The organism is Streptomyces sp. NPDC002580 (assembly GCF_042889485.1).
GTDB lineage: Bacteria > Actinomycetota > Actinomycetes > Streptomycetales > Streptomycetaceae > Streptomyces.
The window spans coordinates 76,613-90,748 of the sequence record NZ_JBIAQZ010000006.1; the positions used below are offsets into that span (position 1 = coordinate 76,613).

The window sequence follows — 14,136 nt, forward strand, 5'->3', positions numbered from 1 at the left end:
AGGAGGCACCGCACCCGAGTACGGCGACCGGAGGAGGCACCGCACCCGAGTACGGCGACCGGAGGAGGCACCGCACCCGAAGGAGCGGACCGACGGGCCACCGCACAGGAGTGCGCGGACCCGCGGGGCCACCGCCGGCCCGGCGAGCGGACCGACGCGGCCACCGCACAGGAGCGAGCCGACCGGAGGGCCGGCTCACCGAGTGAGTGGTCCGGCCGCGCGGCTTTCCCGCGTCCCCGCCGCGGCGCCCTCACTTCATCGTCAGGAACCGCTGGACCAGTGAGGCCAGCAGGACCGCCAGCAGGGGCAGCGAGAACCAGAAGCTGCTCTGCAGCCACCGCAACTGCCGGACCCCGGGCCGCACCGCGACCCGAAGGACCTCCCGTGCCGTCAGCAGCACGATCAGGGCGACGGCCGAGAGCGCGCCGACGACCGACCACGGCGTCCACGTCACCTGCGGTCCGATCGGGCCCGGATCGGCCCGCGGGACCTTCCCCTCGGGCCGTGCGCGCAGCGTGTACATCGTGACGTCGTCGTTGACCAGGACCTTCCTCAGCTCCTGCCGGTCGTCGAGGTTGGTGATCAGCCGCGACTCCCAGGTCCTCGAATAGCCCACGTCCAGCTGGAGATAGACGACCTGGCTGCGGTTGATCATCAGATACGAGTTCGGGCCCGCGTCCTTGAGCGCCTTGACGAGTCCGGACACGAGGACCGGGTCGGCGGGCGCCAGGGTGGGCACGTACTGCACCTTCTCCATGTCCCTGGCGCCCCAGGGCATCGCGGGCGTCACGTTCTCGACGGTGTCGTTGCTCAGCCACAGCAGCCGGACCGTCGGATCGTCGTGCGCGTACACGTAGTTCATGGCCGCGACCTCGCCCGGCCTGATCCGCTCGAACGGTTCGTTGCCCCAACGGGCCACCAGGAAGCCGCCCATGAGGAGCAGGCCCGCCATCAGCGCGGCGATCGGTGCGAGGCTCACCCGGTCCCTGTCGCGTTCCTCCGCGGTGATCCCGGTGCGGGGGAAGAGGGCGAGTCCGGCGAGCAGGGCGGCGCCCGGCACGGCGAACATGAAGACGCGCAGGGCCATCTCGCCGCCGTACGACTGCATGCCGAAGCCGAGGAACGGGACGAAGGTGAGGACGAGCAGCGAGCGCTCGCGGTACTTGTGGTCGCGCCGTCGCCACCAGCCCCAGCAGGCGAAGGCCATCACACCGCCGGCCAGCAGCACCCGGGTGTACAGCACGAGCTTGTGGGTCGAACTGCCGCCCTGGATACGGCCGGAGACCGACGTCGACACATTGCTGCCGACGCCGCCGACCCCGCCGAACAGGTCGTCGAAGTGACCCGACCAGTACGGCTCGGCCATGTAGCCGACCCAGACCGCGACCAGGACGGCGAACAGGATGGGCAGACCGCGCAGTTCGGAGCGGCCGACGACGACGAGGACCGCGAGGACGCCCAGCATCACGAACGGGGTGAGCTGGTGCGCCGGGACGGTGGCCGCGAACAGCCCGATCAGGACCATGAGGAGCACGGCCCGCTGCCGCCGGTCCGTGGGCTCCACCTCCGCCTCGCCCGGCCGCCGCACCGCCCACAGCACCCGCGGCGCCCGGAACCACACGAGCAGGATCGCCACGAACACCAGGTACAGCAGATAGGTGAAGCCCTGCGGGGAGAAGTAGTCCTGGCCGACCCAGCCGCAGAGGGTGAAGAACCAGATGCCCGTCCACTTGGCCCGCCAGCCCGCCCGCATCGAGCGGACGAGCAGGAACATCGGTGCCAGGTAGAGCAGTTGGACGGTGAGCGGCCACCAACGGATGACTTCGGAGAGGTCGGTGACCCCGCAGGCCTTCGCGACGAACGCGGCCACCGCGAAGAAGCCGGGCCAGCTCCAGCGGGCGTCCAGGTCCGGTACGGCGGACCCCGTGCGGTCGATGTAGTCCAGGAACCCGAGGTGCTGCCAGGCGGTCGCGAACCGCGGTTCGGTCTCGATGACGGCCGGCAGCGCGTGCAGGGACACGGTCGTGGCGACAAGGGTGATCAGCAGGAGGGCCCGGTGCTCGCCGTTCATCCAGAGCAGGGAGGCGAACACCGTGATCAGCAGGGCCGCGCCGATCAGGGTCGCCGGCGGGAGCACCGAGATCAGGCCGAGGCCGCCCATGCCCGCCAGGGAGCCGTCGTCGAGGCTCAGCACCGGGACCCAGTAGAGGAGCAGCGCCGAGACCAGCAGGCAGCCGAGGACGACCCCCGGTTTCGACGGATGCAGGACGCGCTCGCGCAGGGACAGCGGCGGTTCGGCCGGTGGCTGCCGGTCGGCGGTGGCGGGCCCGGGCCCCGTCCCGGCTCCGGACTCCGGCTTGCCTCCCGGCTCCGGGCCCGCCGCGGCGGGCGAACCGTGATGCGCCGTGCTCCGTGCCCCGGACGGAACGCTCCCGGAGCCCCCCTCCTCGAACGGGGCGTCGACCCCCGACGCCTCCGACGGGCCCAGCGGTGCCTCGGACCCCGGCTCGCGGGCCTCGACCGGCAACCCCACGGACGGCCGGGTCCGCGCCCAGCTGGGGCGCCGCACCGCGGGTGTCCCGGTCGGCGGGGTGCCGGGGCCCGGACGTACGTCGGGCCGGCGTTCCTGGTGGTCGAAGTCGAGGTGGAGGCCGAGGGCGAGCGTGTCGGAGTCCAGGGCCCAGGCGGGGCCGCGCCTCGGCTCCCGCCGCCCGGCATCGCGCGCCCCCAGGTCGGCGAGGTCCCCGTCCGGCGCCGCGTCCTCGGGCGGCGCGGCGGGCGGGGCGGTGCGGACGATCTTGAACAGCTTGGGCGCGGCGATCGCCACGATCACCGCGAGGCTGGAGATCTCGGCGACACCCGCGCCGGTCAGGCCCATCCGGGGCAGCAGGATCACCGTGAGACCGAGCACGAGCAGGCACAACAGGCCCTGGAGATAGGCGAGTCCGGACGTGCGGCTCTGCGCGCGCAGGACGGCGAAGTACGTCTCCATGACCACGCGCAGCAGCGCGCCGACGGCGAACCAGCGCAGCAGCGGTGTGGCCGCGTGCGCGTAGCCGTCGCCGAAGACGTGCAGGATCAACGGGGCGCCGAGGAACAGCAGTCCGCACACCGGAAGCATGATCCGGGCCATGCGTTTGAGGGCGGCCCGCGTGTTGGCGGCCAGCCGGGCCGGGTCGTGCGACCCCTCGACGGTGAGCGAGGCACCCATGTTGATGGCGAGCAGGTTGACCGTGCCGCCTATCGTCGTGGTGATGTAGAAGTACGCGTTGTCGGCCGAACCGACCTGCGAGGCCACGATCACCGGCACGAGATAGACGACGGCGAGCGAGAAGAGGGAGCCGGTGTAGTCGCCCGCGAGGAAGCGTCCGATCTCCTTGAGCGACGGCGGCTCCGCGTGGTCCTGCGTCGCCTTCACGTGCCGGGGGACGAGCCGCCGGAACACCAGCAGCCCGAGCGGCACCACCGACAGGGCGATCGCGGCGACCCAGGAGGTGAACACGCCCGAGGTGGGGAGCGCGGCGGCGAGACTGATCAGCAGCACCAGCTTCACCGCGGAGAACACGGTGTTGCCCACCGGCACCCACAGCGCGCTGCGCAGCCCGGTCAGCACGCCGTCCTGGAGCGTCAGCAGCGACCAGGCGACGACCGCGACGACGAAACCGACCCCGTGGAGCGGGCCGTGCAGGAAGCGGTACGAGGGCCCCCACAGGTTCAGGGTGAGCAGGAAGATTCCGGCGGCCAGCGCCACGACGGCCGAACTGCCCGCGTACGTACGGAAGATGATCCGTCCGGTGGCGCGCCCCGCGACCGGGATGAACCGGGCGAGCGCGCCCGTCAGCGTCACCGCGGTCACCCCGGCGAGGAGCTTCATCGCGGCGATCGCCGCGGATCCCTGGCCGACCGCCGCGTCGGTGTAGTAGCGGGCGGCGATCAGCCAGTAGCCGAGCCCGAGCACCGCGGAGATCCCGGTGTTGAGCATCAGGGCGTAGGCGTTGCGGAACAGCTGGCCGCCGCCTCCGCCCGCCTCCTTGCGGCCCCTGCCGGGCAGGCGGAGGCGACGGCCGGGCCGCTGCTCGGGTGCCTCGGTCGTGGGCGTGGACGCGTGGGGCGTGGTCGTCGTGTCAGACACGGGTACGCATGGCCTTCCGGCGGACCTGTCGTGCTCTTCGGACCATGGCGTACCCCTTGGTGAGGGCGCGGTCCCGGGCGAAGGTACGAGCGATCGCGCGGCCCTCGACCAGCCGCTCGAACTCCTCGATACCGGTCGTGCGGCGCACGGTGACGCGCTGCAGCGCGTACGGGCCCTGGCGTCGGCGCGCCAGACCGTTGCCGACGGCGAGCGACTGGGTGAACCCCGCCTCACGCACCGTGCGGCGCACCCGAGGGCTGGAGTAGCCGTAGGGGTACGCGAACGAGACCGGGCGGGTGCCCAGTTCGCCGGCGATGATCTCCTTGCAGCGCAGCAGTTCGGACCACAGCGCGTCGTCCGCGATCTGGTCGAGCTGCGGATGGGTGTGGCTGTGCCCGCCGATCTCGGTCTGTTCCTCCGCCAGCCTGCGCACCTGGTCCCAGTCGAGCATCGCGTCGAGGCCGCCCCCGGTGTCGTACGCGCCCCCGATCCAGCCCGTGGAGACGAACAGCGTGGACGCGAAGCCGTACTTGGCGAGCACGGGCAGGGCGTGCCGGTGCACGCCCTCGTAGCCGTCGTCGAAGGTGATCAGGACGGGGCGCGCGGGCAGCGGGCCGCCCGAGCGCCAACTCGAGGCCAGACGCGCGGTGTCGACGGGAGTGAACCCGCGGTCGTCGAGCAGCGCCATCTGCTCGGCGAACGCCTCGGGGGCGACGGACAGCGCCCGGGTCGCGTCGTTGGGCGACCGCGCGATCGAGTGGTACATCAGGATCGGTACCGGTTCGCTCATGCCGCCGCCCCCTCGTCGCCCCGGACCCCCTCGACCGCCGTCACGGGGACCACGGAGAACGTGGCACCGCTCCTACGGGCCCGGAGGCTCCCGAGTACGTACCCCCCGGCCGCGGTCAGTACCCCGGCGACTATCGCTCCCGCGCGGCCCGCGCCGCCCGGACGGGCCAGGGCGGCGTCCCGCAGCCCGCGCAGCACACCGGCCGGCAGCACCCGGGTCGCGTAACGCCGCTCCGACTCAAGTCCCTTTCCGGCTCCGACACTTCGGGCGACCAGGGCCTTGGACAGGCCCTCGGCGAAGGCGCGGGTGCGGAAGTAGCCGAAGTGCTCGCGGGCCTTCGGCACCCGGTGGTGGATGACCGCGCGGTCGTCGATCAGCAGGACCGCGTCCGGCCGGGCGCGGGTGAGGCGGATGCACAGCTCCGTCTCCTCGCAGCCCAGCGGGCGCTTGTCGCCGTCGCGGCCGATGCCGGTGGCGAAGCCCCCCGCCGCCTCGAACGCGGTCCGGCGGAAGGAGGCGTTGCCGCCGAGGACGTTGCGGACCCGGACCCGGCCGGGCGGCAGGCCCTTGTACGTGCAGCCCACCACCCAGTCGAACTCCTCGGGGAACCAGGCCGGACGGCGGCCCGACGCCCAGATCGGCATCGTACGGCCGCCGACGGCCATGACCCGGGGATCGGCGAAGCCCTCGGCGAAGCGCAGCAGCCAGTCCCGTTCGGCGACGGCGTCGTCGTCGAGGAAGGCGACGACCTCCCCGCGCGAGGCGGTGATCCCGGTGTTGCGGCCGGCGGACAGACCGCGGGGGCCCGCGTTGGCGAGCACCCGCACCCCGTCCGTCTCCTTGAACTCCCCGGCCAGCCGCTCCAGGAGGACGGCGTTGTGGTCCACGACCAGCAGCGTCTCCAGGGCGGGCAGGGACTGCGCCCGCACCGAGGACACCGCCGCGAGGATGTCCTCCCAGCGGTCCTCGGTGTAGACGCAGATCACCACGGAGATGTCCTGCGTGCTCAAGACACCTCTCCCCGGGCGGAGTCGAGCTGGGCGGCGTGCGGCCTGCGGCGCAGCGCACGCCGGTTGGACCGCTCCCCGAGGATCACCTTGAGCACCCGCAACCCGTCCCGCACGGCGCGCAGATTGCTCGTGCCGTGGATGCGGAGGTACTCGTGGCTGGGTATCTCCTGTACCTTCAGGCCCGCCTTGACCACCCGGATGTTCATCAGGGTCTCGACCTCGAAACCGGTGCAGTCGAGCTCGATCTTGTCCAGGCAGTGCCGCCAGAACGCGTTGTATCCGTAGCAGAGATCGGTGTATCGGGCGCCGAACTTGGCGTTGACGGTCGCGCAGAGCACACGGTTGCCGAGCTTGCGGATCGGCGTCATGTCGGACGTGCCGCCGCCGTTCGCGAACCGCGAGCCCTTGGCGAAGTCGGCCCCGGACACCAGCGCGGAGACGTACGAGACGATCTCGTGTCCGTCGGCCGAGCCGTCCGCGTCGACCATCACGATGATGTCGCCGGTGCACGCCTCGAATCCGGTGATCAGGGCGTCGCCCTTGCCCTTGCCGCGCTGCTCGACGACCTTGACGTCCGGCCACAGTTCACGGGCCACCTGGACGGTGTCGTCGGTGGAGTTGCCGTCGACAAGGACCACCTCGTGGATCCACGAGGGAAGGGTCTTGAAGACGTAGGGGAGATTCTCCGCCTCGTTCATGGCGGGAATCACGACACTCACCGGTGGCGCGATGGCCAGGTGAGAAGTGATCGGCCGGTACCTGCCGGCCGTTGAAGCGTCGTCGCCCGAGATCGCTGGGCGCAGGACTGAGCTCATGAGTCTGGTCCCTCTCGTCCGGTGGACCGCCCGCCCCTGGGCGGTCCGTCTCTTTGTCCGGTTCGAAAGGGGGGTTCTCACTGACGGCATGCCGAAATGGATCTCCGTGCATGCCGGGTGAGCTGGCAAAACTGGCCGGCCCCGAAACGAGGAGCCGGTCGCGCGGCACGACTCGGCACAGGTCTGGTCACCGAGTACGGCACCCCCCAACCGCGCCCCGCGCCGGAAACCATCGCGGTCCTTGAGCCCTCCCCTAGAGCCGCTGATGATGGACCGATGCGGGTGAGATGTACGACGGTATTGACGATTGAGTCTGTATGGCAAGACCTGGAACGAGGCCTCACGTTTTTGTTGGTTTGACCGTTACTCGACCCCTGGAGCGGATTTTGCCCATCCGTTTGGGGATCCCGCAGGTCGGCCCGGACCGCTCCGGCCGGGCGTCACGCATCACCCCTCGGGCACGGATGTGTGCCGTGCCGTCGGGGCGCCCTGGTGTCGTCGCGCCGCCCGTCAGGCGGTCGGCGTGTCCGTGGTGCGGCGCCGGCGCACCGCCGCCGGCAGGAGGATCAGCAGGCTGAGCGCGGCCACGGTCACGACCCCGCCGGCGACCGACCACCGGTGCACGGCGAGCATGCCCTGGGCCACCAGCATGTTCAGCGCGACCGCGCCGGCGGCGGACGCGAGAACGCGGCCGAACGGTTCCAGTCCGCGCAGCGCGGTCGCGATGGCGGCCGACGGTGCCGCGAGGAGGAAGAACAGGGTGAACGGCCCGCGCAGCGGCGAGTCCACGTCGGCGAGCGCCAGGAGCGCGCCGACGACGGCGACCACGGTCGCGGTCCCCGCGAGGAGGGGCAGGAGGTCCCTCCCCGGACCTTGCCGTGACCGCTCCGCGGTGTCCGATGCAGTGGTGCTGGCGTGAATGGTCCGCATGGGCGACTTGCCCCCCGAAGTGCCGGATGCCGGGCTTCAATGTGGCGCAGGGAGCTGTGGGGCGTCAAGACGCGGAAGGCGTTCACGCGATTCCCGGCCGCTTCCGGCGGGGCGTGCCACGAGGTGGGTCTGAAAACCGGCTTGACGATCCGTCACTTCATGTCCATGAAATGTCATGGACATGTTGCGAAATAGGTGATGAACGGGGCGAAGCGGCTGGTCACGCCCGAAAAGTCTTGGCATGAACACTTCCTGTCAACACGCGTAGCTGCTACCAACGTTGTGGCAGAGATCCTGCTAAAGGGAGGTTCCATGAGACGTTCCCGAATTACGGCATACGTGACCTCACTCCTCCTCGCCGTCGGCTTCGCCCTTACCGGGGCGGCGACGGCGCAGGCGCGGACAGCGGCGGCCACCGGCTATGTGGCCCTCGGCGACTCCTATTCCTCCGGTGTCGGCGCCGGGAGCTACATCAGCTCCAGCGGCGACTGCAAGCGCAGCACGAAGGCGTACCCCTATCTCTGGAACGCCGCGCATTCACCCTCGTCGTTCGCCTTCACCGCTTGCTCGGGTGCTCGTACGGGTGATGTCACGGCCAGTCAGCTCGGCCCGCTCAGCTCCTCCACGGGCCTTGTGTCGATCAGCATCGGCGGCAACGACGCCGGATTCTCGGACGTCATGACGACCTGCGTCCTGCAGTCCGAGAGCACCTGCCTCTCGCGCATCGCCACGGCGAAGGCGTACGTCGACTCGACGCTCCCCGGCAAGCTCGACACCGTCTACTCGGCGATCAGCGCGAAGGCACCGGCCGCCCATGTGGTCGTCCTCGGCTACCCCCGCTTCTACAAGCTCAACGGCAGCTGTGTGACCGGACTGTCGGAGGCCGAACGGGCCGCGATCAACGGCGCGGCCGACTACCTGGACAGCGCGACCGCCGTGCGTGCAGCCGCCCACGGCTTCACCTTCGCCGATGTGAGGGGCACCTTCACCGGTCACGAGATCTGCTCCGGCAGCTCCTGGCTGCACAGCCTGAACTGGCTGAACATCGGCGAGTCGTACCACCCGACCGCGGCCGGCCAGTCCGGTGGCTATCTGCCCGCCCTCACCGGAGCCGTCTGACCTCCGGACACCCGTTCCTGAATCCTTCGAGGCACCACCCGTCCCTCCGCGGGGGAAGGTCCACCCCGCCGAGGGACATCACGGACCCCGTCAGGGGGTCGCGGAGGCGGAGGCCTCGTCCGTCGGGGTCTCCGTCGCACAAGTGATCGTGAACGGCACGGAGCCGGACGTCGCGTGGACCGGTTCGCGCACCTCCACACTGATCTCGTTGGCGAACGTCCCGCTCGTGTCGTACGTCGTCGCCACCACGGTCCTGCTCTGCGTCCTGCCGCCGCCCGCGGGGAACGAGAGCGTCTTCCAGCTCGGATCGGTCACGTGACCGGTCTTCGTCACCCAGCGGTACTCGACGTCCACCGGCACGCGGCCCACCGTGAACGTCGCCGTGAACGAGGGGGCCGCGGTGCCCGGCGGCGGACAGCCGCCCTCGTAGTCCGTGTGCCGACCCGCGAGCGTCACCCGGACCGACTGGGCGGGCGCGGCGCTGGTCGTATGCGTCCCGGGAGCGCTGCTGGAGGGACTCCCGCCATGGGTCGCACCGGCGGTGGCACTGCCGCTCTCGCTCTTGCCGCCGCCCGAGTTCCCCCCTCCGTCGGTGGTGCCGCGGCTCCCGCCGGAGGTTCCCTGGCCGTTGGTCCCGCCGTTACCGCCGTTCCCGTCGTCGTTCAGCAGGGCGTACGTCAGTCCGCCGAGGGCCAGTGCCAGCGCCACCAGGCCCGCGATCAGGGCGACGGCCGCCCGGCGGTCACGGGCGGGCTCCGCGCCCGACGGGGTCGAGGGCACGGTCGCGGGAGGCGGACCGAACCCCCGCGGCGGTGTCGGCGACGGGGGTTGGCCGAACGCCCCGATCGTCGGTGTGCCGGACACCGACGGCGTGGAGCTCAGGGGCCGGGTGGGCGCGGTGCCGCCGGCCGCGACCAGGCGCAGCTGCCGCTCGGCCGATTCGGCGTCCGTCCGCTCGGCCGGGTCCTTGGCCAGCAGTCCCTCGACGACGGGACCGAGCGGACCCGCGCGACGGGGTGCCGGCAGGGGTTCGTCGACGATGGCCCGCAACGTGCTCAGCGGAGTGTTCTGCCGGAACGGCGAGTTGCCCTCGACCGCCGCGTACAGCAGCACCCCGAGCGACCACAGGTCGGACTCGGGCCCGGGAGTACGCCCGAGCGCCCGCTCCGGAGCCAGGAATTCGGGCGATCCGATGACCTCGCCCGTCATGGTCAGGGCGGAACTGCCCTCGACCGTCGCGATGCCGAAGTCCGTCAGGACGACCCGGCCGTCGTTCGCCATCAGGACGTTGCCCGGTTTCACGTCCCGGTGCAGCACCCCCGCCTCGTGCGCGGCGCGCAGCGCGGCGAGCACCTCGGCGCCGATGTGGGCGGCCCGCTCCGGCGCCAACGGCCCCTCGGCGTCCAGCAGATCGGAGAGCGCGATGCCGCGGATCAGCTCCATCACGATCCACGGCCGGCCCTCCTCCATGGCCACGTCGTACACGGTCACCACGTTGCGGTTGGAGATGCGGGCGGCCGCCCACGCCTCCCGCTCCAGGCGCGCGTACATCCGCTCGACCTCGGAGGTCAGCAGACCGGCCGGGGCGCGGACCTCCTTCACCGCGACCTCGCGCTGCAGCACTTCGTCGCGGGCGCGCCACACCGTTCCCATGCCGCCCTCGCCCAAGGGCGAGAGCAGCCGGTAGCGGCCGGCGATCACGCGTTCACTGCCCGGATCTTCGGACACGTGCGTCCCCCATTCGCATCCGTGTGATTCCTCCCCAAAAGTAGCTCAGCCGACTACGGATGCCGCCCCCCTGAGCACCAATCCGGCCCCGAGAGCCACGACGATCAACGCCGATCCCAGGGGCGTGGCCCTGCGGACCAGGAGCACGAGGCGCGATTCGGCCCAGCGCGGGCGCCTGGCCAGGGCCCTGGTCATCCCGCTGCCGAGCCTGACGACGGCGAACCCGGCCGCCGTCAGCGTCAGGGCGAGCCCGACGCCGTACGCGAGAACGAGAAGAAGGCCGAACCAGGCCTGTCCGAGCGCCATGGCTCCGACGAGGACGACGACCGCCGAGGGGCTGGGGACGAGTCCACCGGCGAAGCCGAGCAGGATCGTCCCGCGGACGGTGGGAGCGATCTCGTGGGTGTGGGTGAAGCCGCCGTGGGTGTGTTCGAGGGTGCCGGAGCGGGAGACGGCGCTCGAGCTGCGGTCGTGGTCGTGGCTGTGGCTGTGATCGTGGGGGTGGGGGTGGGGGGAGGGGGCCGGGTGGGTGTGGGGCGCGGTCGCGGTGGGAGTGCTCGCCGTCACGGACGCGGTGGCGTGCGCGAGTACCAGCGGGCGTACGGGGTGGTCGGCGTGCCGGTGCGGTGCGCCCGCCGGTGTCCGGTCGCCGTCGTGGGTGTGGTCGTGGCTGTGGTCGGAGTCGCCGTCGTGCGCGTGCCGGTGGGAGGGCGTGTGCTCGTGGTCGTGCGGGTGGTCCGGTGCGTGGTGGTCGTGGTCGTGGCCCGAGGTCCGGCCGTGGGTGTGCCCGGGCTCGTGGGGGTGGTCGTGCGGGTGGCCCGCGCCGTGCGGACGTCCGTGCTCGTGCGGGTGGTCGTGCCCGTGGTCGTGCCTGTGCCCGTGGTCGTGGCCGGGCCCGGGGGGCCGGTGGCGCCACGCCCGGCGCAGGAGGGTGGCGCCCGCCAGGGTCACCAGGACACCGCTCGACACGCCCAGCCAGGCGATCACCGAGGGGGCCGCCGCCGAGCCCGCCGTGACCAGCAGGCCGAGCGCGACGACTCCGAGGGTGTGGGTGACCGTCACCGAGGCGGCCAGGGGCAGCACGTCCCGCATCCGGGCCCGCCCCCCGCGGGCCGCGGCCGTCGCGGCCATCAGGGTCTTGCCGTGTCCCGGCGCGAGTGCGTGCATCGCGCCCAGGCCCACGGCGATGACCAGGGCCAGCGCGGCGAAGCCGAAGGTGAGGTCGTGCCGGGCCACCAGATTGTCCAGGGCCTCGGTCCAGCGGTCGGCGCCGCGCGGGAGGACGGACGCGGCGGGCGCGTGGCGATCGTCCTCGACGAGGGCCGGACCGCCCGGGCGGATCCGCAGCGACGCGCCGGCGGTGTCGGAGGGCGAGGAGAGCAGCGCCTTCGGGTACTCGGTCAGCTCCGCCGACACCGACTTCTCCGGTACGTCCGAGGAGGTGAGGGTCGTCCGGTCGCCACGGGCGGTGATCTCACGCCAGCCCGGGCCGTGTTCGGCGCCCGCGCTGCGGAAGCGCACGGCGACCGTGCCGTCGCGGGGCAGGGGTGCCGTCAGCCGGCACTCCACGCGCAGGGTGCTGAGCCCCGCCTGTCCCGGCCGCACGCGCGCGTGGCTCGCCCCGGCGGTGAGCGTCACCGCGCGCCCGTCGACGGTGACCTCGCTGCCGCGCGCCGCGCTCTCGCAGCGCTGCCGGGCCCAGTCGGCCGTCCCGAGCTTCTCGATGTCGGGCTTCGCCTGGGTGGCGGGGATCTCCGCCAGGTCCTCGACGTGATCGACGAGCAACCGTCCCGGGGCGGCGACCAGTCCGTCGTACCGGTTGACGGTGAAGTTGCCGAGCGGGTGCGCGCTCGCCGAACCGGAGGGGACCAGGACGAGCGCGCAGGCCGCCGTCAGGACCGCCGCGCCGCCGGCCAGGAGCCGGGGCGCCCTCACTGCGCGGCCTTCAGCGCCGTACGGGCCTCGCGGGCACCCAGCGGCGAGAATCCCGGGTTCAGGTCCAGGGCCGCCTTCAGCGCGGTGCGGGCTTCCTTCTTGTGGCCGGTGGCCTGCTCGATGACACCGCGGTGGTAGAGGAAGGAGGCGTTGCGGTAGCCCGTCGCCGTGGCCTCGCGGGCGTACGCGAGCGCCTCGGCGTCGTGGCCGGACCGGTGCAGTGCCCAGGCGAGGGCGTCGGCGGTGTGCACGGTGTGCCGGCGGGCCCATTCGGCGCGGGCCGCCTTCAGCGCGGCCGCGCGGTCGCCGTGGTCGGCGGCCGCCAGCGCGGTGTCGAGGTCGGCGTCGACGCCGTTGGCGCGGGCGAGGGAGACCCAGGCGTCGACCAGCGTGTACTGGTCGCGGGCCTTCTCCGCGTCGCCCGCCCTGCCCCGGGCCTCGTACAACTCACCCAGCTCGACCAGGGGTTGCGGGAGCGGGTAACGCTGCACGACCTGCTCCATCCCCTTGATGGCCGCCGCGCGGTCGCCCTGCGCGGCCTGGGTGCGGGCCCGGCCCTCGAGAGCGGGAAGGTAGCTGTCGTCGGCGGCGAGGGCCCGTGCGTAGTAGGTGAGGGCGGAGCCGTAGTCGCCCTGGCTCCAGGCCAGTTGGCCGAGCGCGGAGGCCACGTACGAGATGTCGCCGCGGCTGGTCGCGGTGGCCAGCGCCTGGCGCAGCACCCGGCGGGCGGTCTTCACGTCGCCGCGCAGCTCGTGGACGTAGGCGTACCGGGTGAAGACGGGGACGCCCGGCCGCCGGGAGTCGGCCAGGTCGGCCGCCTTCGACGCCTCGTCGTAGCGGCCGAGTTCGACGAGCGCGTCGATGCGGGAGGAGAGCGCGCGTTCGCTGTACGGGTTCTGCCGCAGCGTGAGGTCCGCGTACTTCAGCGCGCCGGTGAAGTCGTGCCGGGCCGCGGCGAGCGCCGCCCGTCCGGCGAGCGCGGGGTCGTAGTCGGGGCGCAGCCGCAGGGAGCGGTCGAGGGCCTTCGCGGCCTGCGGATAGCGCGAGGGGTCGCCCTGGGTGCGGGCCTGCTCCACATAGGCGAGGCCGAGCGTGGACCAGCCGCCGAAGTCCTTGGGCTGCGTGCGCAGATGGGCCTGGAGGGAGGCGATGCTCGCGTCGAGGTCGCCGCTCGCGAGCAGTTGCGGTGACACGCCGTTGGCCACGGTCGCGACGGCAGGCGTCGTGCCGTTCTCCCGCAGGGCTCCGAGCACGACCGCGCCCGCCGTCATGGCGACGGCCAACGCAGCTGCGCAGAAAGTGAGTTGGGCCGTGCGCCAGCGGCGCTGCGACTCCGAGAGCCGGCGCACCGCGACCACCCGGCCGTCGGTCGCCCCCGTGACCTCGGCGGCGCCCCGGCCGGACCCGGCGGGTGGCGCGTCCTCACCGGTCACGGCCTTCGGGGCGTCCTCGCCGGGCGCGCTTCCCGCGGTGTCCCGGCCGGGCTCCGGTGTCGAGGAGTTCTCACGGGACGCGGATGGGGTGGAGTCCTCGACGGGCGCCGCGTCGGTGGCGCCCTCGTCGGGTGCGGCGATGGTGGCGGTCTCGTCGGGCGTGGCCCCCACGGTGCTCTCGTCCGGCGTGGCCCTCTCGGCGTCCGGCGTCGCGTTGTCGTTCCTACGCGGGGACATGCCCTCT

9 protein-coding genes are annotated in these 14,136 nt (G+C 72.4%); 1 reads left to right on the plus strand and 8 read right to left on the minus strand.

Annotation, left to right across the window (positions count from 1 at the left end; all coding sequences use genetic code 11):
- Positions 1 to 250: 250 nt before the first annotated feature.
- The 5 genes from ACFYW7_RS19635 to ACFYW7_RS19655 form a co-directional block, all read right to left on the minus strand.
- Complete coding sequence (locus tag ACFYW7_RS19635) at positions 251 to 4,132, minus strand: lipopolysaccharide biosynthesis protein (protein WP_389503892.1); 3,882 nt, start codon at positions 4,130 to 4,132, stop codon at positions 251 to 253.
- Positions 4,125 to 4,922, minus strand: a complete 798-nt coding sequence (locus ACFYW7_RS19640; protein WP_389503894.1) for a polysaccharide deacetylase family protein — start codon at positions 4,920 to 4,922, stop codon at positions 4,125 to 4,127. The genes ACFYW7_RS19635 and ACFYW7_RS19640 overlap by 8 nt, the downstream gene beginning before the upstream one ends.
- Complete coding sequence (locus ACFYW7_RS19645) at positions 4,919 to 5,932, minus strand: glycosyltransferase family 2 protein (protein ID WP_389503896.1); 1,014 nt, start codon at positions 5,930 to 5,932, stop codon at positions 4,919 to 4,921. Before ACFYW7_RS19645 ends, ACFYW7_RS19640 begins: the two co-directional genes overlap by 4 nt.
- Entirely contained in the window at positions 5,929 to 6,747 is an 819-nt protein-coding gene (locus ACFYW7_RS19650; RefSeq protein WP_389503898.1) for a glycosyltransferase family 2 protein, read from the minus strand. The genes ACFYW7_RS19645 and ACFYW7_RS19650 overlap by 4 nt, the downstream gene beginning before the upstream one ends.
- 510 nt (positions 6,748 to 7,257) lie before the next feature.
- The gene (locus ACFYW7_RS19655; RefSeq protein WP_389503900.1) at positions 7,258 to 7,677 is read right to left on the minus strand and encodes a hypothetical protein; all 420 of its coding nucleotides are present in this window, start codon (positions 7,675 to 7,677) and stop codon (positions 7,258 to 7,260) included.
- A gap of 312 nt (positions 7,678 to 7,989) precedes the next feature.
- Here ACFYW7_RS19655 and ACFYW7_RS19660 point away from each other — a divergent pair, with 312 nt between their 5' ends.
- Positions 7,990 to 8,796 (plus strand): SGNH/GDSL hydrolase family protein, encoded by an 807-nt coding sequence (locus ACFYW7_RS19660; RefSeq protein WP_389503902.1) that lies wholly within the window; start codon positions 7,990 to 7,992, stop codon positions 8,794 to 8,796.
- A 90-nt stretch (positions 8,797 to 8,886) separates the two neighbouring features.
- Here ACFYW7_RS19660 and ACFYW7_RS19665 read toward each other — a convergent pair whose 3' ends face one another.
- From ACFYW7_RS19665 to ACFYW7_RS19675, 3 genes are read right to left on the minus strand one after another with little or no spacing between them, the layout of a single operon-like run.
- Positions 8,887 to 10,524 (minus strand): protein kinase, encoded by a 1,638-nt coding sequence (locus tag ACFYW7_RS19665; RefSeq protein ID WP_389503904.1) that lies wholly within the window; start codon positions 10,522 to 10,524, stop codon positions 8,887 to 8,889.
- A gap of 45 nt (positions 10,525 to 10,569) precedes the next feature.
- A complete protein-coding gene (locus ACFYW7_RS19670; RefSeq protein ID WP_389503906.1) occupies positions 10,570 to 12,459 on the minus strand; it encodes a sulfite exporter TauE/SafE family protein in 1,890 nt (629 codons plus the stop codon).
- Positions 12,456 to 14,129, minus strand: a complete 1,674-nt coding sequence (locus ACFYW7_RS19675; RefSeq protein ID WP_389503908.1) for a tetratricopeptide repeat protein — start codon at positions 14,127 to 14,129, stop codon at positions 12,456 to 12,458. The genes ACFYW7_RS19670 and ACFYW7_RS19675 overlap by 4 nt, the downstream gene beginning before the upstream one ends.
- Positions 14,130 to 14,136: the final 7 nt, after the last annotated feature.